Source organism: Leptothoe sp. PORK10 BA2 (assembly GCF_034932105.1).
In the GTDB taxonomy this organism is placed as follows: domain Bacteria; phylum Cyanobacteriota; class Cyanobacteriia; order Phormidesmidales; family Phormidesmidaceae; genus Leptothoe.
In genome coordinates, this window is the sequence record NZ_JAYGIG010000137.1 from 1 (window position 1) to 25,483 (window position 25,483).

General features: G+C 53.4%; 22 protein-coding genes. 7 read left to right on the top strand and 15 right to left on the bottom strand.

The features are described from left to right. The first annotated feature begins 221 nt into the window (after positions 1 to 221). Positions 222 to 506 (top strand): MSMEG_0570 family nitrogen starvation response protein, encoded by a 285-nt coding sequence (locus tag VB741_RS22110; RefSeq protein WP_323367381.1) that lies wholly within the window; start codon positions 222 to 224, stop codon positions 504 to 506. Positions 507 to 595: 89 nt separating this feature from the next. After that, positions 596 to 1,027 (top strand): gamma-glutamylcyclotransferase family protein, encoded by a 432-nt coding sequence (locus VB741_RS22115; RefSeq protein ID WP_323367382.1) that lies wholly within the window; start codon positions 596 to 598, stop codon positions 1,025 to 1,027. A gap of 72 nt (positions 1,028 to 1,099) precedes the next feature. On the opposite strand, the gene VB741_RS22120 is transcribed toward VB741_RS22115, so the two are convergent. The 3 genes from VB741_RS22120 to VB741_RS22130 form a co-directional block, all read right to left on the bottom strand. Then, the gene (locus VB741_RS22120; protein WP_323367383.1) at positions 1,100 to 1,570 is read right to left on the bottom strand and encodes a DUF2656 family protein; all 471 of its coding nucleotides are present in this window, start codon (positions 1,568 to 1,570) and stop codon (positions 1,100 to 1,102) included. A 112-nt stretch (positions 1,571 to 1,682) separates the two neighbouring features. After that, positions 1,683 to 2,087: a PPC domain-containing DNA-binding protein gene (locus VB741_RS22125; RefSeq protein WP_323367384.1), complete on the bottom strand. Its 405-nt coding sequence runs from the start codon at positions 2,085 to 2,087 to the stop codon at positions 1,683 to 1,685. Positions 2,088 to 2,357: 270 nt separating this feature from the next. Next, entirely contained in the window at positions 2,358 to 3,470 is a 1,113-nt protein-coding gene (locus VB741_RS22130) for a precorrin-8X methylmutase (protein ID WP_323367385.1), read from the bottom strand. A gap of 83 nt (positions 3,471 to 3,553) precedes the next feature. Here VB741_RS22130 and VB741_RS22135 point away from each other — a divergent pair, with 83 nt between their 5' ends. Further along, positions 3,554 to 5,491: a heavy metal translocating P-type ATPase gene (locus tag VB741_RS22135; RefSeq protein WP_323367386.1), complete on the top strand. Its 1,938-nt coding sequence runs from the start codon at positions 3,554 to 3,556 to the stop codon at positions 5,489 to 5,491. A gap of 61 nt (positions 5,492 to 5,552) precedes the next feature. On the opposite strand, the gene VB741_RS22140 is transcribed toward VB741_RS22135, so the two are convergent. Continuing rightward, positions 5,553 to 6,113, bottom strand: coding sequence for a YdeI/OmpD-associated family protein (locus tag VB741_RS22140; protein WP_323367387.1), 561 nt, complete (start codon positions 6,111 to 6,113; stop codon positions 5,553 to 5,555). Positions 6,114 to 6,286: 173 nt separating this feature from the next. Continuing rightward, positions 6,287 to 7,558, bottom strand: coding sequence for a glycosyltransferase (locus VB741_RS22145; RefSeq protein WP_323367388.1), 1,272 nt, complete (start codon positions 7,556 to 7,558; stop codon positions 6,287 to 6,289). A gap of 271 nt (positions 7,559 to 7,829) precedes the next feature. On the opposite strand from VB741_RS22145, the gene VB741_RS22150 reads away from it, so the two are divergent. After that, positions 7,830 to 8,990, top strand: coding sequence for an MSMEG_0565 family glycosyltransferase (locus VB741_RS22150; protein ID WP_323367389.1), 1,161 nt, complete (start codon positions 7,830 to 7,832; stop codon positions 8,988 to 8,990). Here VB741_RS22150 and VB741_RS22155 read toward each other — a convergent pair. Continuing rightward, positions 8,945 to 10,195, bottom strand: a complete 1,251-nt coding sequence (locus tag VB741_RS22155) for an amidohydrolase family protein (RefSeq protein WP_323367390.1) — start codon at positions 10,193 to 10,195, stop codon at positions 8,945 to 8,947. The two genes, VB741_RS22150 and VB741_RS22155, sit on opposite strands and share 46 nt — an antisense overlap. Positions 10,196 to 10,489: 294 nt before the next feature. On the opposite strand from VB741_RS22155, the gene VB741_RS22160 reads away from it, so the two are divergent. After that, positions 10,490 to 11,641, top strand: a complete 1,152-nt coding sequence (locus VB741_RS22160; RefSeq protein ID WP_323367391.1) for an FIST signal transduction protein — start codon at positions 10,490 to 10,492, stop codon at positions 11,639 to 11,641. Between the two features lie 16 nt (positions 11,642 to 11,657). Next, positions 11,658 to 12,704 (top strand): sensor histidine kinase, encoded by a 1,047-nt coding sequence (locus VB741_RS22165; protein WP_323367392.1) that lies wholly within the window; start codon positions 11,658 to 11,660, stop codon positions 12,702 to 12,704. 252 nt (positions 12,705 to 12,956) lie between these two features. Here the strand turns inward: VB741_RS22165 and clpB are convergent, their stop codons facing one another. Continuing rightward, on the bottom strand, positions 12,957 to 15,593 hold the full coding sequence (gene clpB / locus VB741_RS22170; RefSeq protein ID WP_323367393.1) for an ATP-dependent chaperone ClpB: 2,637 nt from the start codon (positions 15,591 to 15,593) through the stop codon (positions 12,957 to 12,959). Between the two features lie 185 nt (positions 15,594 to 15,778). Continuing rightward, entirely contained in the window at positions 15,779 to 16,210 is a 432-nt protein-coding gene (gene gloA / locus VB741_RS22175) for a lactoylglutathione lyase (protein ID WP_323367394.1), read from the bottom strand. Positions 16,211 to 16,487: 277 nt separating this feature from the next. Between gloA and eno the strand changes: the two genes are divergently transcribed. Beyond that, complete coding sequence (eno, locus tag VB741_RS22180) at positions 16,488 to 17,780, top strand: phosphopyruvate hydratase (protein WP_323367395.1); 1,293 nt, start codon at positions 16,488 to 16,490, stop codon at positions 17,778 to 17,780. Positions 17,781 to 17,927: 147 nt separating this feature from the next. On the opposite strand, the gene VB741_RS22185 is transcribed toward eno, so the two are convergent. From VB741_RS22185 to VB741_RS22215, 7 genes are all read right to left on the bottom strand, one after another. Beyond that, positions 17,928 to 18,656, bottom strand: coding sequence for an ExbD/TolR family protein (locus VB741_RS22185; protein ID WP_323367396.1), 729 nt, complete (start codon positions 18,654 to 18,656; stop codon positions 17,928 to 17,930). A gap of 93 nt (positions 18,657 to 18,749) precedes the next feature. Next, complete coding sequence (locus VB741_RS22190; RefSeq protein ID WP_323367397.1) at positions 18,750 to 19,418, bottom strand: MotA/TolQ/ExbB proton channel family protein; 669 nt, start codon at positions 19,416 to 19,418, stop codon at positions 18,750 to 18,752. Positions 19,419 to 19,485: 67 nt separating this feature from the next. Further along, entirely contained in the window at positions 19,486 to 20,724 is a 1,239-nt protein-coding gene (gene lpxB / locus VB741_RS22195) for a lipid-A-disaccharide synthase (RefSeq protein WP_323367398.1), read from the bottom strand. Between the two features lie 27 nt (positions 20,725 to 20,751). Then, positions 20,752 to 21,597 (bottom strand): acyl-ACP--UDP-N-acetylglucosamine O-acyltransferase, encoded by an 846-nt coding sequence (gene lpxA, locus VB741_RS22200; RefSeq protein WP_323367399.1) that lies wholly within the window; start codon positions 21,595 to 21,597, stop codon positions 20,752 to 20,754. Positions 21,598 to 21,611: 14 nt separating this feature from the next. Beyond that, positions 21,612 to 22,115, bottom strand: coding sequence for a 3-hydroxyacyl-ACP dehydratase FabZ (gene fabZ, locus VB741_RS22205; protein WP_323367400.1), 504 nt, complete (start codon positions 22,113 to 22,115; stop codon positions 21,612 to 21,614). Positions 22,116 to 22,225: 110 nt separating this feature from the next. Further along, on the bottom strand, positions 22,226 to 23,095 hold the full coding sequence (gene lpxC / locus VB741_RS22210) for a UDP-3-O-acyl-N-acetylglucosamine deacetylase (RefSeq protein ID WP_323367401.1): 870 nt from the start codon (positions 23,093 to 23,095) through the stop codon (positions 22,226 to 22,228). Beyond that, positions 23,095 to 25,371 (bottom strand): BamA/TamA family outer membrane protein, encoded by a 2,277-nt coding sequence (locus VB741_RS22215; RefSeq protein WP_442786428.1) that lies wholly within the window; start codon positions 25,369 to 25,371, stop codon positions 23,095 to 23,097. The genes lpxC and VB741_RS22215 overlap by 1 nt, the downstream gene beginning before the upstream one ends. Positions 25,372 to 25,483 lie beyond the last annotated feature (112 nt).

Here is a 25,483-nt window from a genome sequence, read left to right on the forward strand (position 1 = left end):
CCGACGACGACGCTATGGGCTGCGATTCAATTTGATAGCGGCACTCTACAATTATGAACTCAACCTTGCCGAAGACTGGCAGCAAAATACAGCAATTTAGCACATAATCATTTTTGCAAGAGGTCTAATGTGCATCGAATGATGCAACTGGCCTTTACTTAATTTCGCCTAGCTACCCCGTGTTTCTAGGCCCCTGCCCATTAAACCTACCCAACCTACCCATGCCCGAAATTCGGTTCCACATTCAATGGCCAGATGGACAGCAGGAAAGCTGTTATTCCCCATCCCTCGTGGTCAAAGACTATTTCCAAGTCGGTGAGACCTACACCGTCACCGACTTTCTAAACCGCTCCCGCGAATCACTCCAAATCGCCAGCGATCGCGTCAAGGCGAAATACGGATTCCCCTGCGGTTTAGCGATGGGCCAGCTACAAAAAATCGAAGACACCGCCCAACAATATTTAGAACAGCCCGACAGCAAAGTCACCATTTTACAATTTCAATAACGGGTGATTACCCCTATGCCATCACCCCTATTCCTAGGCGATAGGCTTGGAGTTGATCGAGAGCCGTTTTATCTTTGATCGGCTCTCATATGGTGAATACTATCTCCATGGGAAACACCGATGTCTTTGTCTATGGCACCCTTAAACCGGGGGGGATCTACCACCAGCAGTATTGTCTGCCATACCTAAAAAAGTCACAGCCTGCCCAGGTGAGAGGTCTACTCTACGACTTGCCCACCCTGGGCTATCCCGCCATGACCCTGGGCGAAGGCTGGGTGAAGGGCTACCTATTTACCCTGGACGAGGCAGCCATGCCAGGGCTGGATTATTTAGAAGGTTACAATCCCCATGGGGAAGAGAATGTCCCTAGGGATGATGATTTTGAGGAAGAGTACATCCGACTGCGGACCACAGTTTTTGACTTGGCGGAGCAGCCCATGGGAGAAGCCTGGGTGTATGTGATGGCGCAACCGCCAGAGGGGGCGGTCTTTTTGCCAGAGGGAACTTGGATACTACCGTAAGCATGAGCCAAGAATCCCCCATAGGTTACTGGGGATAGCCTAAGGAACCGCTATACCCCAATGCACCCCACCTTACTCAACCACATGTAGCACCTTGAAAATTTGCTCAGGGGGCTTATCCGCAATCACCGTATCCCAGTTTAGCCCTGCTAAAAACTGCTCAGGAGAGATTGTCTCTACCACATCCACCCCCCATTCCCCCGTCTGTAGGGACGTAGGAGATGTGCCCGAGACCGGGGTGGTTTTCATCCCCCCTAACAGCATTACCGTATGGCTATCGATCTGTTTTTCTGGCTCGGCTAGACGCTGGGCGGCCAGACTTTGGGCCACCAGTTCAGCCACGCTCGTGGGGGACTTTTTCTCCCCATCAAACAGCACTTCCACCACCCAGTGGGGATTTTCGATCAGACTGCATTGAATATCGGTATGGGGTTTTAGTCCGGCGATAAAAACATGGGCAAAGTCATCACGACTGAGGGCGGACACTTGCCCTGGGGGCAGGGTGCAGTTGTGGGAGAGGAGCATCCGGGTCATCGCTACCATAGGTGTCTCAGGTGTGTCATAGTTTTTAGAACCTAATCATAGATTATCACCTCAAAGGCTTCGGGGTGGGCTTCGGGATCGACTACGGTCGTACCGTCAGGTGCATAGACAATTAGCTGACAATTGTTAGCTCTCTATACCCGGTGAGTGGGTCAATCTCTCTCTTAAAAACGGTGTTAGGCACAATTCCCAAGACTATCTCTGCCGTCGTGTAGATGTTCGAGCCATCCATTAAATGACCACCGATGACCTGGCCTTCACTATCTGACACGGCAATGTGCAAATGAACACCGTGCTGGGAGAGTGTGCCTTCCAGCGACACTATTTCTAACGGTTGTTCAAAAACGGTTCCTTCTGGTTGATTGGCAAATCGGATCGCGGCCTGGCGTAAGCTACCAACACAACTCAGCATATAAGCGGCATCAATTTTTTGGTCAATACAGTATCTCTGCAGAGATTGTTTGAGATCCTCTCCAGGCTTAAGGCGAATAGCAATCACGTCCACATCTTTTTCCACAGGTATAACCCTTAGGGACCGTTAAGAAACAAATGTTGGAGGGACCCCCACCAACATTTTTAACCTACCCATCAACAGTCTAAACAGGGACCCCCACCAACATTTTTAACCTACCCATCAACAGTCTAAACAGGGACCCCCACCAACATTTTTAACCTACCCATCAACAGTCTAAACAGGGACCCCGAGCAACATTTTTAACCGCCCCACCAACAGTCTAAGCTACGTTTCCTAAACAGTCTCATTGAATATAATTTCCCTTCTGCCTATCTAGGGACGGCTGAGGTAGCAGTGGCAATCAGGTTTTTCTATCAGGGTTTCCACCAGCGCATTTAATGCAACTGCCGCTAAGAGACCGCCCCCCAAACTGCCTTGAATGGTGATGTAGGGTACTGGCAGCGTCATCAACTGGCGCTTGGCTGCAGGGGCATGACTAAAGCCAATGGGCATCCCAATCACGAGCGCTGGCTGAAGTTTTCCCTGATCAATCCACTGGCAGACTGCAAGCAAGACTGAAGGGGCATAACCCACCACCAGCACACAGCCTACCGGAGCTTCCTGTAACCGCTGCTGCCAATGGTTATCCTGCCAAAATGCTTGCTCGGCATCAGCGGCTCCGGCGATGTGGGGGTCATCGATCAACGTTGTAACAGGGTTGCCCAGATGGGCTAGCCGCGTCTGATCCAGGGTGGTGGCAACAGCGGGAACATCCACAACAACAGAACAGCCTGCTTTGAGGGCTTTACGGGCAGCGGCGACGGGCTCGTGGCCGAAGCGCACAAAACTGGCCAGGCTGACATCGCCGCAGGCCAACACCAACTGATGCAACAAGTGAACCGTAATTTCAGAATAGTGGGATAAATCCGGCAGTAACAGCTGCAACGACTCCTGAAAGTGTTCCGGGTGGGTCGTGACTTCGGTATCGAAATGGCTCCAGATCTGATCCAGGTGTCCCAATCCGGCTTGGGCATCGACATCTAATTGCTTCAGTTGAGATAGCGCTTCAGCTTGGGCGATCTGGCAGTTGCGATCGCGCCCCAACAAACTTTCTAACGCCGCTGCCGTTTGGCGAAGCTGGGTTATCTGCTGCATGACCGTATGGTATTGCTGCTGCAGCTGGATGATCAAAGTGTTATCCAGGGCAGCTTCAGGGTGGCTGTCTAAAAGCTGGCGAATATGGGACAACTGAAACCCCTGCTGCTTCAGGGCCATCATCCGCCGCAGCCGTTGCACATCCTGCGCGGTATATAGCCGGTAGTTACCTTCAGACCGCTGGGGCTGAGGCAGTAAACCAAGGGTATGGTAGTGCCGCACCATGCGAGGGGTAACGCCACCCCCCACGGCATCCGTCAGTTCTTTAATGGTCAGATGGTCTGTTTTCATTCCTTCAGTCCATGGCAACCTTGACATTAACACTAATGTCAAGGTTTAGACTAGCGGATAGCTTTTATTGGACAGATCAAACTATGGCTGCCAAAGCCCTTGCATCTCCTCTTCCCTCGCATGTATTCAAGGATTTATTCAAGCATCATCCCGAAGCAGTCGCGGCGATCGCCTGCGCTATCCTGGTATTCCTGGGATGGCAGTCCCTCAATCTGGGCTGGGACGGTGGGGGTCTTTTTATTCTGGCGGCAGCCTACGTCATTGGTGGTTTCGACAGCGCCCGTGACGGGCTCACAACTCTGCTAAAAGAGAAAGAGCTGGATGTCGATCTGCTGATGATCGTGGCGGCCCTGGGTGCGGTCAGCTTGGGCCTGTGGCGGCAGGAATACCACCTAATTGTCGATGGCGCTGTCCTGATCTTGATCTTTGCCATCAGTGGAGCTTTAGAAGGCTACGCGATGCAGCACACCGAGCGCAGTATTCGGGGACTGATGAGCTTAACCCCAGATACCGCTCGACTCCTGCAGCGGGGGCAGGAGCGGACTGTCCCCATTGCCAGCCTCCAGGTGGGCGAGCTCATTTTGGTCAAGCCGGGAGAACTGATACCTACCGATGGTGTAGTGACAGAAGGCGCGAGTATTCTCAACCAGGCTTCGATTACGGGAGAATCTGTGCCGGTGGAGAAAACCGTTGGGGATGAAGTCTTTGCCGGTACGCTGAATGGCCATGGAGTCCTGCGGATTAAGCTGCATCAACCGCCAGAAAGCAGCTTAATTCAACGAGTGATCCAGCTGGTGCAGCAGGCTCAAACAGAAGCACCTCCCTCGCAACAATTTATCGAACGGTTTGAGCGAGACTATGCCAAAGTGATTGTCATCGCTGGCATCCTGCTGGGCACACTACCGCCCTTCCTGCTGGGATGGACCTGGGAGGAAACAATTTATCGAGCCCTGATTTTTCTGGTGGTGGCCTCTCCCTGTGCCCTAATGGCCTCGATTATGCCCACCCTGCTATCGGGCATTGCCAACGGAGCCCGCCGAGGCATTCTGTTCAAAAACGGGGCCCAGTTAGAGCAGATTGGACGCATTCGGGCGATCGCCTTTGATAAAACCGGCACGCTGACCACAGGCCAGCTTCAGGTCGTGAACGTGCTGGCGACTCAGCCCGACTCCACCCAACTCCTGCGGGTAGCAGCCGCGCTGGAGAGTCTGTCGGAACATCCCATTGGGGCAGCCATTGTGCAGGCAGCCCGTCAGCAAAACCTAACCTGGGCAACAGCCACCAACGCTCAGGCCCAGGCCGGACAGGGCATCACCGCCCACCTGGAGGGGCAGAGCGTCGTAGTCGGTAAAGCGGCCTTTGTGCAGACTCAGGTAAAGAACATTTCTACCCATTGGCTGGAACAAAGCCAGCAGTTGGAATCGGCGGGCAAAACGGTGGTCTGGGTCGCCCAGGCGGGGGACCTGTTGGGACTGATTGCTGTGGCCGACATTGTGCGACCTGCCGCTGCCCAGGCCATAGCCCGCCTCAAACAGTTGGGGGTGGAGCATGTGGTGATGCTGACGGGGGACAACCCCCGCACCGCCAGTAGCATCGCTGAGCAGGTCGGGGTTGATCAGGTTTACGCAGACCTGTTACCCGAAGATAAAGTGGAGGTGATTCGTAAACTTCAACAGCAGTATCAAACCGTTGCGATGGTCGGGGATGGCATCAATGATGCCCCGGCTTTGGCCCAGGCCACCGTTGGCATTGCCATGGGGGGGGCCGGTAGCGATGTGGCGCTGGAAACCGCTGACATTGTGTTGATGGGCGATCGCTTGGAGCGGTTAGAACAGGCGATTCGTTTAGGTCGTCGGGCCCAGCGCATAGTGAAGCAAAATATTGCATTTGCCCTGAGTTTTGTGGTGATTTTGTTAGTCCTAACTTTTGCAGGCGATATTACGCTGCCCTTGGGGGTTTTAGGGCATGAAGGCTCCACAGTGATCGTAACGTTGAGTGGATTGCGGTTGTTGATGGGTTAAAAAATCCGATCAGCCAATAAACTTAGCCGGAGGTAGTGAACTAGCTACGCTACTACTCGGGTTACAGCAGTCGCCCGTCATCATTCCAGTTGCCAAACATTTTACCTGCAGCTGTTTTCCGGATGAAATTGTCTAATCGGCGGGAAAATTCTTCTGGTCGCTTGCGCATTTCTTCGATGTAGCCGACCCTAACGTGGATGTAAAGATCTGGAAATCTCTCAAAATGTGTCTTTGCGATCGCATCTGCATTGATTGCCGCCATGATATCGTCGGCGACCTCGAATCGCTTTGAGAGATCAGGCAATTTGCGTTGCCCGGCGTCCGTCATAAGTCCCAGCCTGATGAGTCGCCGGGCACGCTCCTTGTTCAATTCAGTCCAGTTGCTGCGGGGACGACGGGGAGTAAATCGCTGGGCCTTTTCAGCGTTGGCGATGCGCTTCGCAATGCCATCAATCCAACCAAAACAAATGGCTTCCTCAACAGCATCCAGATACGTCACAGTTGGTTGGTCAGGGCGGTCGTCCGAAACGAGCCAAATCTCCGTCTCTGTTTCATGATTGGCCATGAGCCAAGATCGCCAATCGGCACGACTTGAAACCTTAAGTGTCGATGTCACTTCCATCAATCGGTCACCATTTCAGTCCTGTAACATTGCCCATCACCTGCCACAGAAATTTGCTCACTCAAAATGCTCAGTGTTTAGCGATCGGTGTGTATTGGGAGCGTTAGGCCATACCCACTAAACTCAGCCCTTTACTATCGGTTTTCTCTCGGTTTTCTCTCGTGGCTTCACCATTAAAGAACCCTAAACTTTGCCAATTCTTGTACAATGGCGACTGCATTGGCAACCCCATTCTCAGCTTGAATCTTTGCCCCTAGCGCTGCTGCCCGCTGTCCCATGGCTTGATCATTCACAACTCTGCGAATTGCTGTTGCCAGTCGTTCAGCGGTGAGTTGTTGCCGGGCAATCGGGGCGGGGCCAACCCCTAATGCTGCGATCCGCTGCCCCCAAAAGGGCTGATCGCCAAAGAACGGAATTACAACCGAGGGTACCCCTGCCCTCAGACCAGCGGCGGTTGTCCCCGCTCCCCCATGGTGGACAACCGCTGCAACTCTCGGGAAAAGCCAGGCATGGGGGATGGCATCCACCATACAAACCGTATCTGGGATATCGGCCTTACTCAGACCATTCCACCCCGATTGCAAAATAGCGCGTTGCCCCGTGAGCTTGAGCGCCTGCAAAACCAAGTCGGCTGTTTCTTCTGGGTTGCGGCTCACCATGCTACCAAACCCAATAAATATAGGCGGGGCGCCCCTTTCTAAAAACTCCAGCAAGGCAGTGGGTGGAGTCCAATCCGGCGTTTCATCTAAAAACCAATAGCCTGTGATGTGAGTGTTCTGCCAATCTGAGGGTTGAGCAATCACGGATGGACTCAACCCATAGAGAATGGGATACTGCTGAAAATGTGCTGTATGGTAAGGTCCCCAAAATGGGGCAGTGGGCAAATTTAGCACTTGTTGCCGGGCTAATCCATCTCCTTTCCGAGACCCCTGCCACATAATTTGGCGAAAGAGATGATGGGACAACTGATTCACAACGCCGCCCAGTTTGGCGATGGACTGGGGAAACAAGGGGGCGGGAAAGGCTTTGGTGGGCGTAAACGGAAAGATATAGGCCTGAAGCAAGGGAAGATTCAGTTTTTCTGCCAGGGCAACACCGAGGAAGAGTCCCCCCACGCCTGCCACTAGCAAATCCATGCCCTGACAAGCCGCTAAACCGTCTTGTGCCCAATCAATCGCCATGCGCTGGGATGCTTTTGATGTGTGGGCGTTCAGGGCAAGAAAATTGCCACTCTCCAGCAGCTTACGGGTTTCTGGGGATTCCATGAATGCTTGTACATTCCCCTTGAGGGGAAAGAAATCTAGCTCGTGCCCATTGACTAACCCTTCAAAGTTTTCATGGGTGACGAGGCGAACGGTGTGTCCTGCTGCTTTCAGGCCCTTGCCTAGAGCAATATAGGGCTGCACATCCCCTCGACTTCCCGCCGCAAAAATCGCAATTCGCATCAGTAACACTCCCGGGTGGTTGCGAGTTGTAAAACGCATCCCTAAAATGCGATTGCTTCTCATATTGCTCATATTTTAGAAGAAATTTACACTGCCTGTGGCAACTCACATTTCAGAGATTATTTCCTGACAAAATTCATGGAGCAGAAAAAACTCAAAGTCCCTCAGAATATAGCCCAAGGGGCATTCAAGAAAGGAGATTTAGGGGCCTGAACTATCTTTCGCCAGCACAAATACCCACCAACCCCTGCTAGCATCAGAAAAAACTCCCATGTCCCTCTCCATTGCCCTCCTCACCTACTCCACCAAACCACGCGGTAGCGTCATCCACACCCTCGAACTGGCCCAATCCCTCATCGACCTCGGCCACTCCCCCCACGTCTTCGCCCTCGACAAAGACAACCAAGGTTTCCACCGCCCCACCCCCTTCCTCACCTACCCAGTCCCCGCCGCCCCCTGCCACCAAGGCATCGACCAACTGATCCAACAACGCATCACCGAATTCGTCCACTTTTTCCAACACCACCCCCACAAATACGACATCTACCACGCCCAAGACTGCCTCAGCGCAAACGCCCTAGCCATCCTCAAACAACAGGGCCACATCCCCCACTTTGTCCGCACCGTTCACCACATCGAAGACTTCCAAAGCCCCTACCTCCAAGCCTGCCAAGAGAAATCCATCCACCAGCCCGACCGCTGTCTGTGCGTCAGCAATATCTGGCAACAGGTGCTAGCAAAAGACTATGGCATCAACGCCCATCGAGTCATCAACGGTGTCAGTGGTCGATTCTCTCCCCAGCCCGATGGCACAGAAGGCCTCTTAGCCCAGGCCTATGGCCTCCAAGACGGACCCATTTATCTCACCGTCGGTGGCATTGAACCCCGTAAAAATTCCATTAACCTGCTTAAAGCATTCCATCGGGTCAGACAGCAACAACCCCAGGCCCAGCTAATGATTGCCGGTGGCGCCACACTCTTTGACTATCAGCCCTACCGGCAAAAATTTATGCAGCTCGTAGAAGCCTATGACCTGGCGAAGGGCCTAATCCTGCCGGGGGTGGTGCCCGACGCGGAGCTGCCCGCGCTCTATCGCCTAGCCGATGGGTTTGTCTTTCCCTCCATCCAGGAAGGCTGGGGCCTAGTGGTGCTAGAAGCCATTGCCTCTGGGTTGCCGGTACTCACCTCAAACCAAGCCCCCTTTACCGAGTTTTTGTCAGACAAAGAGGCCATGTTGGTGGACCCAGGGGATGTGGATGCGATCTCAACCGCCATGGTCTCTCTCCTCACCCCCGCCATCGCCCAACCCCTAATTCAAAATAGCCGTTCTATCATCCACCGCTACAGCTGGCAACAATCCGCCCAAATGCACCTAGAACTCTACCATCAGCTGACCCCAGACCCGACCACACCCAACTCCCTTCGCACCTGAGTCTGAGCCACAATCTTCCCCCCTTTAATCGTAGTCCGACCCACCGGAGCCATACCCACCGCTTCCGACACAGACTTAGCATCAATGATCACCAAGTCCGCTACCCTCCCAGGGGCAATGCCATAGTCTCCCACCCCAATAGCATGGGCTGCCTGGGTCGTAGCCATCTCTAAACACTGTTTATGGCTGTAGACCGTCCCCAACTGCAACGTTTGGGCAATCAACGTGCAGATTTTTAACACATCCCCATCCCCAAACGGGGTAAACAGATTTTGCACATTATTCGTGGCCACCCCCACCGTCACCCCCCAATCCATCAGCTGGTGAATTGGGGCCACCCCCCGCCGTACATTGTGGGTATCCCGGCGCCCCATCATGTAGAGATCCGTCGCCGGCAATGCCAAAACAGAAATACCCCCATCCCGTAGCATGGCAGCGATTTCCTTCAATGCCCAGGGCGTCAACCCCGCCAACTTTGTCATGTGGCCTAAACACACCCGACCTTGCCAGCCCCGCTTTAGGGTTTCCGCCACCACCCTAGGCAATAACAAAGGAGAGTCATCATCCAAAAAATCCAGGTGAAAATCCACATCACAGCCAAACTCTTCAGCCAAGTCAAAAACAATTCGAATATTGTCTTCTGGGTTGGGATCCACATAGGGGGCCGAGCCAATCACATCCCCTCCCATGGCCATGGCCCGGCGCAACAACGCCCTCGTACCGGGCTGATTCGTAATCCCTTCCTGGGCAAATACCGCCAGCTGTAGGGTAAGTCCCCAAGCATACTCTCGTTTTAGCGGCAGCAATGCCTCCATCGCCGTCAGCTGCAGCATCAGATCCACTTCCACATGGCTCCGCATCAGGGTGGTGCCAAAGGCAATTTCATTTTCTATCACCCGCCGGGCGCGAGACTGAATATCATCCAGGGTAAACCGCTGTTTGAGACGGCCCGTTTCCACCAACGCCTCCTGAAAAGTACCCGTTTGGGCCGGATGCTGGGCCAGTAACAACGCCTTATCCAAATGCAAATGGCCATCCACCAATCCCGGAATCACCAGTCTCCCCTCAGCCTTGAAAACCTCCTCTTGAGCCGTCGTCTCAAGGTGACGGGCAACGGTTGTAATCTTGTCCCCGACCATGGCAATGGACCAGTATCCATCCTCTCCAGCCAGGGTGGCACCATCAATTTTAAGTGTTGTTGACATTTGCCAGAGCCATAACCATCAACTTCAGTGTAAAGTCTGTTCGGGCCGGGGCAACCTTATCGGGCTGTTGATTGTTAGGCTAACACCCCTCATCAGTGGTAGTCAGTAATAGAAGGTTGCAATCTTAAGTCGGTCTAACCGTAAATACTGTGAGAAATACTGTGAGAATCTGCCCACACTGGGAACCCTAATCGATAATGCTGTCTCAATTATTAAATGGGGTCCGACTAGCATGCCAATGCCACATCTGGGGCCTACTCCTCGGGTAATGCTAATTAAAGCGGAGGAAAATGTATGTTGAAAGTAGTTGTGGGCCATAGTGATGACACCGATGCAGACTATGCGATCGCAGATGTCTTAGCACAGTGCCACACTGCCTTGGCAGGTCAACAGCCCCAGTCCGGAATTTTATTGAGTGCCATAGACTTCGACTACGAAGTCATGCTGTCCCATATTTACAAGACCTACCCCGAATTGCAGCTAATTGGCGGCACCACCGACGGTGAAGTGTCTTCCCAGGCAGGTTTTCAACAAGACTCAGTGGTGCTGATGCTATTTGCCTCTGACACCATCACAATTCAGGCGGGGGTGGGGCCATCGGCCTCCCAAGATCCCCTCAATGCTGCTCAGCAGGCAGTGGCCCAGGCCCGGCAGGGGCAAACGGAGATGCCAGTGCTGGGGCTCACCGTCGCCGAAAGCTTGCACCTCAATAGCGTCTCCATCCTAGAAAGTTTGCAGGTCGTGCTAGGGGATCAGTTTCCTCTTTTTGGCGGACTGGCCGGAGATCAGGCCCGATTTCAGCAAACCTACCAGTTTTTTAACCAGCAAGTCATCACCGATAGCATCCCTATTTTGCTCTTTTTCGGGCCCCTGCAATTTTCCTACGGCATGGCCCATGGTTGGACGCCAATCTCCCAACGAGGCACCATCAGTGCCGTGGGCAAAAACAGCGTCGATACGATCAACGATAAACCCGCTCTGGACCTCTACGATTACTACTTAAGCGGCCTCACACCTTCCCTAGAGTATCCCCTGGCTATTTTTGAGGAAGATAGCGATGCCTTTTATTTACGGGCTCCGGTGGGGTGCGATCGAGCTACCGGCAAAGTTCAGTTCCTAGTCGATATCCCAGCTCATGTGGATGCCCAAATTGCCCACGCCAGTCAGACTGATATCCTGGCCGCCTGCGAAACGGCAACCCGTCAAGCCCTCGATCGTTATCCAGGCAACCAACCTGCCGCTGCGCTCATGTTCACCTGCTGCACCCGTCGCTATTTACTGGGGACCCGGACCGAGGAAGAAACCCAGATTACCCAGCGGTTATTACCCCCGGGTCTACCCCTGGCCGGATTATATTCCTACGGTGAAATTGCACCCGTTACCTTGAACGAAAAGGGACGCATCAATCACGAAACATTTGTACTACTCCTGCTAGGTAGCCATTAAGGGCAATATAAACGTGATGCAGGACAAAATTAATGCTTTAGAACGTCAAGTGCGATCGCTCCAAAAAAAGCTAAAGCGCTCCCAAGCTGACCGCCGTCTGTTAGAAGCTAGCAATGCCCGTACAGAATCTCTTCTAAAACGAGTCATTGAAGAACTACAATCTTCCAAGCAAGAATTAGAAGATCGTAGACAAGTTCTGGAAAACCTGATCACAGAGCTGAAGACGACACAATCGCAACTGGTTGACTCCGAAAAGATGTCAGCCTTGGGGATCTTAGTAGCGGGCATTGCCCATGAGATCAACAATCCAGTAAGTTTTATCTATGGTAATCTTTCCCATGCCCAAGCTTACACCCAGGACTTGTTTAAGTTAGTGCATGCCTACCAGCAAGAATATCCCGAACCGTCTGAGTCCATTCAAAACCTCATTACGGAAATTGAACTAGATTTTCTGAAAGAAGACTACAGCAATCTGCTCCAGTCTATGGATACGGGAGCAAAACGCATTTATAACATCGTAGGGGCACTGCGGACCTTTTCTCGATTAGATGAAGCAGAACACAAGGAGGCCGATCTCCATAAGGGATTAGACAGTACCCTGAGCATTCTCGGTCATCGTCTGAAGCCGTGCCACCACCACGATGGCATTGCCCTGGTAAAACGCTACGGTGACTTACCTAAGCTGCACTGCTACCCAGGTAAGCTCAACCAGGTGTTCATGAATATTCTTTCAAATGCGATCGATGCGCTGGAGGCTGCCGTGGGTGTCGCGGGATGGGAAGAAGTTAGCTCCATTAAGAAATTACAGGATCCTCACATTACGATCGAAACAACAGTTGAGGCTGCCGACATCGTCATCCATATTGGTAACAATGGACCCGGCATTTCAGCAGATATCATTCCGAAATTATTTGATCCCTTTTTCACCACTAAGCCAGTGGGTAAAGGAACAGGATTAGGGCTGTCAATTAGCTATCAGATTGTGGTCGAGCAACATAATGGCAAGCTACTTTGTCATGCTCATGAGCATGGGACAGTATTCACAATTGTATTGCCAATGTAGAGATCATACCGCTCAAAACCCCAGGTCTGACATCACACTGCACCTTACCACTACACCTGTGGTTCTGAGTCTTACCCTAGGCCCCCATTAGGCAGATAAACTGGCCAAAAAATCAGTAAGGACCCAATTAAAGGTATTTGGCTCAACTTGCCAATCTAGATAGGACCGGTCTGATTAAGGGAGATGTTTTTTTGAGTGGCCATGGCGTTAAATCGGTTAAATCCTCCCCAGGAACCGCAACAACTCTAAAACTTAGGCTGCCTTATCGTCCACCACTTCAACGGTTTTGACCTGAAACTTGAGTCGATCCTCAATGTGATCAATAAACACCTGGCACCCTTCCACAAAAGTGTTTTCCAGGATTTTAGTGGCAATCGGATTTTCCAGTTCCCGCTGAATTGCCCGCTTCAGTGGTCTGGCACCATACACCGGGTCGTAACCCTTGTCCGCCACATAGTCGATAGCCGACTCTGAAACATGTAGGGTAATTTTCTGATCCGCCAGGAGCTTGTACAAACGCTTCAGCTGAATTTCCACAATGGCCCGCAGCTCGTCCTTGCTCAGGGGATGGAAGATAATCAAATCGTCCACCCGATTCAGAAACTCTGGACGGAAATGCCCCCGTAGGGCCCCTAACACCCGTTCTTGCATTTCCTCAAATTTTGAGTCATCCCCTGCCACATCCAGAATGTGATCGCTACCAATGTTGCTAGTCATCACAATCACCGTGTTGCTTAGGTCCACAGTTCTTCCCTGGGAATCAGTGATGCGGCCATCGTCCAAAACCTGCAGCAAAATATTAAACACATCGGGGTGAGCCTTCTCCACCTCATCCAGCAGCACCACAGCATAGGGATGTCGTCGCACCGCTTCAGTCAACTGACCGCCTTCTTCATACCCCACATAGCCAGGAGGAGCGCCAATCAGTCGGGCAACGGAATGTTTTTCCATATATTCCGACATGTCCACCCGGATCATCGCTTCTTCCGTATCAAACAGACAGTCCGCCAGCGCTCGGGCTAGTTCAGTTTTACCCACCCCGGTCGGTCCCATAAACAAAAATGAACCAATGGGGCGACCGGGATCTTTCATGCCGGCCCTAGCCCGTCGAATGGCCGCAGACACAGCGGTTACCGCTTCACTTTGACCCACCACCCGCTGATGTAAATAGCCCTCTAGCTGCAACAGCTTCTGGCGCTCGGTTTCCATCAGGCGGTTCACCGGAATGCCGGTCCAGTTGGCGACAATTTCGGCAATGTCCGATTCGCTCACCTGCTCTCGCAGTAGGGTGGACCCTTTGTCCTGCATTGTTTGCAGCTCAGTATCCAAAATCTCTAGCTCTTGCTGTACGGCTTCCAGTCGTCCGTACTTAATCTGGGCCGCCCGGTTGAGGTCATAGGCCCGCTCCGCCTGCTCCACCTGCACTCGGAGTTGATCCTCCTCTTGCTTGAGGGCCTTAATAGCATCCAGCGCCTGCTTTTCAGACTGCCATTGGACCGTTAGCCTTTGCTGTTGAATCGACAGCTTTTCAATCTCTTTATTGATCCGCGTCAGTCGCTGTTTCGATGTCCGAGACGTGGCCTCCTCCCCCTGCAGCGACAGTTTCTCCATCTCCAGTTGCCGCAGCCGCCGATCAATGGTCTCCAACTCCACCGGTTTGGAGGTAATCTCCATTTTTAGCTTGGCGGCAGCTTCATCGATCAGGTCAATAGCCTTATCGGGCAAAAAGCGATCGCTAATGTAACGATCCGACAGGGTGGCTGCCGCCACCAGGGCAGAATCCACAATTTTTACACCGTGGTGAGCCTCGTAGCGTTCCTTTAACCCCCGCAAAATCGAAATGGCGTTCTCGACGGAGGGCTGGCCAATGTAGACCTGCTGAAATCGACGTTCCAGGGCGGCATCCTTTTCAATGTGTTTGCGATACTCATCCAAGGTGGTAGCACCAATACACCGCAGCTCTCCTCGGGCCAAAATTGGCTTCAGCAGGTTACCCGCATCCACATTACTATTGCCGCCGCCAGCACCCACCACCGTGTGCAGTTCATCAATAAACAGCACCACCTGACCATCTGACTCAGCCACTTCCTTGAGCACCGAGCGTAGTCGTTCTTCAAATTCACCCCGATATTTGGCCCCGGCAATCAGACTGCCGATATCCAGGGAGATCAGCTGGCGATCCTTCAGGGACTCAGGCACATCCCCATTGACAATGCGCTGGGCTAAGCCTTCGGCAATGGCGGTTTTACCCACCCCCGGTTCACCGATCAGGACGGGATTATTTTTGGTTCGTCGCGAAACCACCTGGATCACCCGACGAATTTCTTCATCCCGACCAATGACAGGATCAAGCTTGCCGTGTTTGGCTTCTTCGGTTAGATCCCGACCATATTTCTCTAATGCTTCGTAGGCTTCCTCAGGGTTTTGTCCCGTTGCTTTTTGCTTACCGCGCACCTGGTTGATCGCCGCTCGGATATCTGCCACATCCAGCTCAAACCCTTTCAGCAACCTTCGGCCAATGCGCTCGTCTTCGGCAAACCCCAGCAGCAGGTGCTCAATGGAAATAATGTCATCCTGCAGCAGCTGGCGGGCCGCCTCAGCCTGATCGAGCATCCGATCTAGGCTTTGACCCAAATACAAATTGCTATCCGCCGTCGCCCGACCCCGTGCCTGGCGCTGGGCAAACGTGGATAGCTCCTGGGCAATCAAGTCTGAATCCAAATTGGCCTTGGCCAATATTGTATCGGCTAGGCCTTGCTGTTCAATCAGCGCCACCATCACATGTTCGACTTCAAGATACTGCTGGCGAAAGCGCCGTGCAACCTCTTGAGCTGCAACAATGGCATCCCATGCCTTGGCGGTAAATTTATCAGGATTGGATGGCTGCATTGGGTCTGAATGAATCTGGCAGGGAAACGAACAATAAGTATATCAAGTGGAGGAAGGCTCAACGGGCTGAATGGGCTCAATGGATTGAGTGGGCTCAATGGATTGAATGGGCTCAACGGATTGAGTGGGCTCAATGAGCTGTGGGGGCGTTCAATCAGCCGACTTAACTAGATTGGACCCCTCAACTAAGCTGTTACTGATTGGGTCTGGGAGGGCTCCTGAGGGGAGGCCTGGTCTTTGAGCTGAATCAGCTCAACTTTATAACCATCGGGATCACTCACAAAGGCAATCACCGTGGAACCATGCTTCATGGGCCCTGGCTCCCGCACAACCTTACCACCCCGTGCTTTGATCGCTTCACAGGTTTGGTAGATGTCATCCACACCCAGGGCAATGTGGCCATAGCCATCCCCTAGATCATAGGATTCCACCCCCCAATTATGGGTCAGCTCTAGCACCGTATGATCGCTTTCGTCGCCATAGCCCACAAACGCCAGGGTAAACTCCCCCCCTGGGTAGTCTTTCCGACGCAGCAGGGTCATGCCTAGAACATCGCAATAAAATTGGAGGGAATTATCCAAATTGCCCACCCGCAACATTGTGTGCAATAAACGCATTGCCTCTTCTCCCTTAGTTGAGCTTTGTGACCTCATCCTAGCGCTGGTCGAGTTTCTATGGTGCTTTCGCACCGTCTATCTAATCCATTATCTAATCCATATTGACGTACACTTTTCCTCACATTTTTCGCCGCCACCCTATCGGTTATGCAAGATAGCACCGTATGCTGGTTTATCGTGCGGCTGTGTTATCCATTGAGAGACAGAATAATCGACGAGTGAGTCCTACACACCCCAATTATTTATCCATAGTTAATCCATAAGGAAGCCCAAACTAATGATTGACTTACTTGAAACCGCCATCGAAGAGATTCGCGCCCGCGAAATTTTGGATTCCCGGGGCCGCCCCACCATTGAAGCTGAAGTCTATTTGTCTGGGGGAGCCATGGGCCTAGCCCAGGTTCCCAGTGGCGCATCGACGGGTACCTTTGAAGCCCATGAGCTGCGGGATGGGGATGGGCGCTACGGGGGCAAAGGGGTACTCAAAGCGGTCAATAATGTATATGAAAAAATTGCCCGTGAACTGATGGGATTAGATGCCCTGGATCAGGTGGTGATTGATCGTACCATGATCGCCCTAGATGGTTCGGAAAATAAGGCGAACCTAGGGGCTAATGCCATACTGGCAGTGTCTTTGGCCAATGCGAAGGCGGCGGCTCAGGCCTTGGGTCTTCCCCTCTATCGTTACTTGGGTGGCCCCCTAGCCAATGTATTACCTGTACCTCTGATGAATGTGATTAACGGAGGAGCCCATGCCAATAACAATGTGGACATTCAGGAATTCATGATTGTGCCTAGCGGTGCTAGCAACTTTCGGGAAGCCCTGCGCTGGGGGGCGGAAGTGTTTGCTAGCCTGAGTAAAGTGCTAGATCAAAAAGGTTTGCTAGGTGGAGTAGGCGATGAAGGTGGTTTTGCCCCTAATTTGGGCTCTAACCAGGAGGCCCTAGAAATTTTGATTGCTGCCATCGAATCGGCAGGCTATAAGCCCGGTGAACAGATTTCCTTAGCGCTGGATGTGGCGGCCAGTGAGCTCTATCAGGATGGTCAATATACCTTTGATGGGAAGGCTCATTCCTCCGCCGAGACCATTGATTATCTGGATAAGCTAGCCACTCAATATCCCATTGTGTCCATTGAGGATGGTCTCCACGAGGAAGATTGGGCGGGTTGGCAGGCCTTGACCACTAAAGTGGGTAGCCGAATACAGCTGGTGGGGGATGACTTGTTTGTCACCAACCCGGTCCGACTGCGAAAGGGAATTGAGCAAAAGTCAGCCAATTCGATTTTGATTAAGCTCAATCAAATCGGCACCCTGACAGAAACCATGGAAGCCATTGACTTGGCCACTAGGAATAGTCTGACATCGGTGATCAGTCACCGGTCTGGAGAGACTGAGGATACTACCATTGCGGATCTGGCCGTGGCCACCCGAGCCGGTCAGATTAAAACAGGCTCTCTCTGTCGCAGTGAGCGGGTGGCTAAGTACAACCGTCTGCTACGGATTGAGGATGAGCTAGAGGATCAAGCAGTCTATGCCGGTGCAGTGGGCATGGGGCCTGGTCAGGGCTAGGGTCTGACGGCTAGATAGATGGGTAACTGGCAAATCCATTGACGGGACATCAATTCGATCAAGCAGAGCAAAATCAAGCTGATCGAACATGATGTCCCGTCAATGGGTTCGTCCGTCTAAGGTCGCGTCTGTATAACTTGATCGCTGTTACTCTTCGTTGGCGGGTAGGGGTGGCAACGACGTTGGATTGCTGCCGCCGGGAGTCAAAGGGTTGAGGGGACTGCCAGGTGTTGTGGGAATGGGTGTAGTCGTGGAAGGATTGAGCGGGTCGATATTGCTTGGTAAGCCACTGCCCGGCAAGCCACTGCCTGGCAATCCACTGCCCGGCGATCCCAATCCACCGCCCGGGAAGTCAGTCCCAGGCAGGTCAGTCCCTGAACCGTTAATCAGGTCTTGAATATCAGGCGATAGTTCCCCAGGTAAGCCATCTAGGGATGTGTCTGGCGACTGGGTACCAGCTGGTAACGTGGCTAAGGCAACGCGATTGCCCCCCACAGAGCGTAAAACATCGAGCACTCGCACCACGTCATCGTAGCGAGAATCCTTCGCGGCATATAACACGACGATCCCTTGGGGATTGCCGCTGTAAAAGTCTCTTACCAGGCCCAACAGGTTCTGTTCCAAAATGGGGTCTTGGTCGAGATAAAGCCGTCCGATGGGATCAACACTGATGTAGAGGCGATCGCGACCGGTGGTGAGGGCGGCCGGTGGTAGGGCCGCTGCGGTGCTGGCATTGGGTAAGTCTAAGCTAATTGCCTGCTGACGGCTGCCCACAGCGGCCAGGATAAAGAAGGTGAGAATGCAAAAAACGACGTCGACGAGGGGCAGTAACTCAATCTGAATATCGGTTTGTTGTTCGTCTAGATCCAGTTTCATGGCAATGCTCAGGATAGGGTATTGGCTGATAAAAGAGGCTGGAACCTTTGCCCTGAGGTCCAAGATCTTTTAGTTTTTTGTATAGGTGCTCTTTTAGGAGGTAATCTTGGCACCCAGTTCACTGGGCTTCCCATCGCTGAGGGACCAAGCCTGGCGATATAACAGTTCTAATTCGCTGCCTGACTGTCGAAAGACCTTGGCCTGGCCAAAGACGAGTCCTTGAAATAGGCGGAAAAACATCAGGCTAACAATGGCAATAATCAGGCCAGCGGCGGTGGTGATGAGAGACTGGCCAATACCCTCGGCCGCACCGCTGGTGGCACTGCCAATGGCTAAGTCGTTGAGATTTAGGGATCCCAAAGACGTCATTAGACCGAGGACGGTACCCAACAAGCCCAGCATGGGGGATACGGCAATGACTAATTCCAGTACTTTTTCACCCCGTCGCATGGCCGCCAATTCTTCGTTGGCGGCGGTCTCTAGGGCGAGGCGAAAGACTTCGGGTTCTTGGTCTTTAAGCTTGAGGGCGGCGTAGAGAAAACGTCCCATGGGCAGACGATGGGCACGCTGGGCAATTTCTGTGGCGGCGGTCCATTCTCGCCGGGCGGCTTCCAATACTCGACCGGCCACTTCCCGTTCCCGCGTGAGAATGCGAGACCAAAACCAGATCCGCTCGATAACGGTACCGAGGGCGATTACTGATAGAACGAGCAGGGGCCACATGGCCACTCCACCTCTGGCAAATAATTCAGTAATGTTCACTCGCTTTCTCCCATATGCTTCCTCTGACGAATGTTACCCTGCGCAGGGACCAGATATGCCACAATTTTTAGGCTGGTCTGGCAGCCTTGCTACTGGCCAAGTTTAGAATTTCCTGGGCGGCGCGATCGCACACCCCCACGGTTCCTAAAGACTGTCGCATTCTCCTGTAGCCCTCCACCATCTTTTGCCGTTGATCCGGACTGTTCAGCAGGTTTAGTGCCACTTGGCTGAGGGCCTCCGGAGTGGCCTCCCACTGCACAAACTCTGGCACAACCGGCTCCATATTAACTAGATTTACCGGTGAGACATAAGCGGCTGAAAATTTTAGCACATACTCCGCCACCCAGGCCGTAATCCGATTAAGCCGGTACATCACCACCTGAGGCACTTCCATTAGGGCAATTTCCAAATTGGTTGTGCCTGACTTGCTAATGGCTAGGTCCGCTGCCGAAATCGCCAACATCTGGTCCGCCTTAGCCACCACGCAACCGTTCAAACCATAGGCTTTCAGAGCCGTTTCTAGGGGGGAGCGAAAGGCCTCTCGGGCTAGAGGTACCAAAAATCTAACCTGGGGCATCTGGGCCTGGATCTGTTGGGCAGCGGTAAATATAATCGGCAGCACATAGGTCAACTCCTGCTGACGGGAGGCCGGTAACAGGGTCACCACGAGGTCGGTCTGCCCCAGGCCCAAATGCTGCCGAGCAGACTGCTTAGCTGTCTCGGGCCGATAGTCGGCAAACCGATCCAATAGGGGATGCCCCACCCAGGATACCTGGCCCCCCTTGTCCTGGTAATAGCGGGCCTCCCCTGGAAAAATAGCCAGGATGCGATCGGCAATGGCCAAAATTTTCTCCGTATCGCCTGGAATCGTAGCCCATACCCAAAGGTGGGGGGCAATGTAGTAGACGATGGGCAGCTGGGGAAACTGGCGGCGGACAAATTTACCAATGGCCACATTCGGCCCCATGTAGTCAATCAGGATCACTACATCCGGCGGCACATCCTTCAGATGCTGCTGGGCTCGGCGGTTTAATTTGAGGGCGGCCAGGGCATGGGGCAAGGCCTCAAATAGGCCAATGGAACTGACCGATACCGTATCCCCAATTAACTTGGCCCCAGCCGCCGCCATGCGTTCCCCGCCCATGGCTGTGATTTCCACTGACTGGCCCCGCTCCAAGGACTGCCGCTCTAGGGCATCCACCAGCAGGCCCCCCTGAAGATCGCCCGAAACTTCCCCCGTGTGAATAAATATCCGCAGGGGACGGGCAGGAGGATGTGGCGTATGGCTAGCCTCGGTGTGGTGCATAGTGAACCCGGCCCTAGGGCAAAGACTCTAGGAACGAGAGATCGGTCGATGGGGGGTGGCCCCCCGCCGACCGGGGATGGCACCCCGGCGGTCATCGCGTTGGGAGGCCACTAAAAACCGATGGAGATGTTGTACATACTCGTTGTTGGCAAAAGAATCTAACTTGTCGAGAGCTTCGCTAAAGGTTAGACCTGACCGATAGAGCAAACGATAGGCCTGTTTGAGACCCTGGTAAACTTGGCCGGATTCCAGCTCGCCGATCCCTGAACGTTTTAGCCCCACCTTATTCAGACCCCGCACCCGCGAGGGATTACCTTCCACCATCATGTAGGGGGGAACATCCCGTTCAATTCGGCTCATGCCCGCCACCATGGCATGGCGACCAATGTGTACAAATTGGTGAATCCCCACCAGACCACTAATGCGCACATTGGCTTCAATGTGCACATGACCGGCTAGGGCTACCGAGTTGGCAATGATCACATTATCTTGAATGACGCAGTTATGGGCCACATGCACATAGGCCATGAGCAAAAGGCCATTGCCTAACCGGGTGATTTCGCCAAACCGAGTGGGGCGATTGATGGTGACATATTCGCGAATATTGTTGTCGTCACCGATGGATACCAGACTTTCGGAGCCGTCATACTTCAGGTCCTGGGGCTCTAGACCAATGGCGGCTCCCGTAAAGATCCGATTGCGTTGACCAATCTCGGTGTGGCCGTCTAACACCACATGGGACCCGATTTCCGTGTCTTTGCCAATGCTGACTTTCTCCCCAATCACAGCATAGGGGCCCACTTTGACACTGGGGTGAATTTGGGCCCTGGGATGAATTACAGCCGTGGAATGAATCAGAGCAGTTTGAAGCATTGGTTTGGTTACGTTTATTCAACCACAGAAAACATCAGGGTACCTTCGCATACCAGTTGACCATCAACTTCAGCTTTGGCCTGCATTTTGCCGAATTTTAGCCCACGGACACTAAGCAGCTCAGTGGTGATAACCAGCTGGTCACCTGGCACAACTGGGCGGCGAAACCGGACTTTGTCGATGCCTGCAAACATACATAACCCATTTACGCCTGGCATTTGGGTAAGTACAATACCACCGACCTGGGCCATGGCTTCTACAATCAGCACCCCTGGCATAATGGGACGCCCTGGAAAGTGTCCCTGGAAGTGGGGTTCATTGAAGGTGACATTTTTTAGGCCGACCGCCTGTTTACCAGGAATATAGTCAATGATCCGATCCACTAGAGCAAAGGGATAGCGATGAGGTAATAGGGCTTGAATTTGCTCTAGGGTAAAGGTGAGGCGAGCTGGACTTTCGGCAACAGCCGGTTGAGATTCCTGGCTGGTGTGAGATTTATTTTGAATGACGGTGGCCATAGACTTTTTTTAACAGCAACGGCGTAGGTGTTATCGGCTAACCAGGAGGCGGTTGAAACCTGATCCACATCTAGCAACTGTAGGGTTTTTCGAGGGAAAAACTCAAGGTTTCAACTGGAATGGAGTGGATCTGTGGTGCAAATAGTGGCTAGGTGAGTAGCCAGGTGAGTCGCTAACTGAACGTGCAAACTATGACTGGCACGGTAAGCGGTCACATGCATCCTAGGGAGAACACCTAGTAAACTGAGATCCCCTACTAAGTCTAAAAGTTTATGACGTGCCGGTTCATTTGGAAATCTCAGGGGGGGATTCAACCAGCCCGTTTGGTCACAGACGAGGGCATTTTCAAGGCTGCCGCCTTTGATCAAGCCTTGCGATCGCAACCCATCAATTTGGTGCGCCATGGCAAAGGTACGAGCTGGAGCCACCAACTCTCCAAAGTCCCCATCAGCGGGGGACCAACTGTGCCACTGATTACCAATGGCCGCCACCGGAAAATCAATCCCATAGCTAAATCGGAGTTCTGAGGCAGGCAAAGCCACCACATAGGCATCCCCATCCCGCACCACCACCGGCTCCTCTAGGGCGGTGGCCTTGGGGCGCACCGCTGACTGCGCCACCGTACCCACCGATGCGATCAGGCTACTCCACCCTTGGGCGGACCCATCCATTAAGGGCACTTCCGGACCATCAATTTCAATTCGGGCATTGTCCACCCCAGCGGCCCACAGGGCCGCCAAGAGATGCTCCACAGTGCGCACCTGCTGTCCTTCCGGCCCCAGTTGGGTAGAGAGACGGGTTTGGCTCACCGCCGTCACAGTGGCAGGAATCCGCCGCTCTGGTTGGACATCCGTGCGCACAAAATAGCGACCGCTATCGGCCGAAGCGGGCTTTAGCACCACCTGGGTTGTCTGTCCCAGGTGTAGCCCCACTCCTGTACAGGTTACGGGGGCGGCTAAGGTGTGCTGCCCACCTGTCATTAGAACCGTTCCCCAATGCCAAAGTGAATCCGGCCATCCCCATCATCGCCAAAGCCATAGTCAAGGCGTAGGGAGCCTAAGGGGGTTTGCACCCGGATACCCGCACCATAACCAAGGCCATCGCCGGGCTTACCCCGAACCTCTGCCGGGTCACCGGGAACGCTACCACCGGAGCCTAAATCAGAGCCATAGTCAACAAAAAAGGCTCCCCCCAGGAATGAGGTAAACAAGGGAAAACGATATTCAGCCGTCGCTTGCACATAGGAGCGGCCACTGCCCAGATCGCCCTCATCGTAGCCCCGAACCGAGCTGGTTCCTCCCAAGGAGAAGGCCTCATAGGGGGGCAGATCGCCAATCACTGTACCCCCTTGCAGATTTAGGGCCAAGGTTTGGGGGCCATCCCCAAAGTTCAGCAAACTAACCGGTAAGTAGCGACTATAACTGGCCCGCAGCCGGTTAAAGAAGATGGTGCCATTGCCCACCGGAATGGTTTGTTCCGTACCCAGGCGCAACAGACTGCCGCTGGTGGGCACCAAGGGATCATTCCGTTGGTCCCAGGAAAAGCTGACCGGAATGCTGAGCAGATCGTCCCGGCCGCTGCCGCTGAAGCTCAGGTCATTTCCTAGCTGGTCCTCAGGGGATAGGTTGCCGTCGCTATCCCGAATGGAAATCCGCTGGTACTCTAGGCCCACCGACCCGTTCCAACCGTCGGATAAGGGGCGACTAAAGGACACCCCACCGCCGAGGCGGTTAACCCGAGGCGTATCCCCATTGGGCAGGTCAATATCCGTATCACCCCCATCAAAGATGAGAGAAATTGAGCGCCGGTTAAAGCCATTCACTGTGTAGGCCGTGCGATAGGGATCTCCAGCAATCCAGGGATCCGTAAAGCTAACGTCAAACAACAGCTCCCGGTCGCTCAGCTGCAATTCCGTGCGCAGATTCTGGTTGTTGCCCCCTAGGTTATCCTGCTGATAGCTAAGACTGCCAAACACATTTCCGCTGAGGTTAAAGCCCACGGAGGCCCCCACGGAACCGGTATTACTTTCGTCGATGTTAACCACCACCTTGACCTTGCGGGGGTCCTCATCGCCGGGGTCCAGGGAAAGGCGCACATCATCAAAAATACCCAGACCAAATACCCGCTGCAGATCTTGTTGGATGCGGCTCTGTTGAAAAACATCCCCGGGCTGGGTGTCAAATTCGCGGGTGACAATAAAGGGACGGGTTCTACCATCGATGGGTTCACCCTCATCATCTACAGAGTCACCGTCCTCGTTGATGTAGCGCACCTCAATGGACTCAATCACCCCTTCAGCCACAATCAGGGTGGCCACCCCGTCATCGGACACCTGGGGAGCTGCTGTTACCTGGGCCAGGACGTAGCCCTGCTCGCGATACCACTCGTTGAGGGCTAAAATACCGTCTTGAAAATCGATCAGATTGAGAATCTTGCCGTACTGTTCACCAAAGATTTCATCAATCTTCTCATCTGGCAGTACCTGTTCTGCCCCATCGGTGCGTACATCGACGCCAGTCAGGATAGGGTTGGGTTCAACACCAAAGGTGACGCGCACCCCCAAATCCGTATCATCGGGTCTGGCCCTAACATTGGCAAAAAAGCCTGTGCCAAAGATATTGTTGATGTTTTCCTGGAGCTGACTGCGGGTGGCTGGGCGACCGGGACGCAGGTTAATCGCCTGATAGACAATGTCTTCGAGAGCCGGGTCCAGGGGGCTGCCATCTAGGTTAACCACCTCCACTTCCGCCACTAGCACCTGGACTTCTGCTTCTGCCGGGGCCGGGGTGGGATTTTCAGAGGCGGGATTTTCTGGCATGGGAGCCCCTGGGGATGGGGTCGCGTCCAGTTCCTCAGCCTCTTGCACTGGGGCCGCTTCGGAGGGACGGCCAATGCCGTTTAGTAGGCGGTCGAGGGTTTCCTCGGGTGTTTCTGCCGATGCTTCCTCAGGTGTTGCAGGCGTATCCTGGGCCAATAGCCTATCTTCGTCAGCTACTGGATTGGTTAACGGGGCGAGCGCTTCCTGCTGCGCAGTGACTATTGCGGCCGCACCGTCTGTTGGCTGCTGCAGGGATAGGTTCTGGGCATCGACGGTCTGACCCATGGGCTGGGTCTGGTCGAGGATCAATGCCGTATCGTCTGCCGTAGCATCGGTCGTTAAAGATTCTGCTACATCAGTCGCATTTGCTGCGAGCACGGGCAACCCAAACAATGTTGCAGCGGTGCAACAAGCCAATAGAGTCGGCGAAAAGCGCATAGGCGGTCCTGTAAAAGTACTCCTGACACCATGTGAAAACAGCAACTTTAGAAAGCTCCTGTTAATGACATACACCAAATCCGGTCTGGGTTGCTATAGCCAAGACTCCAGC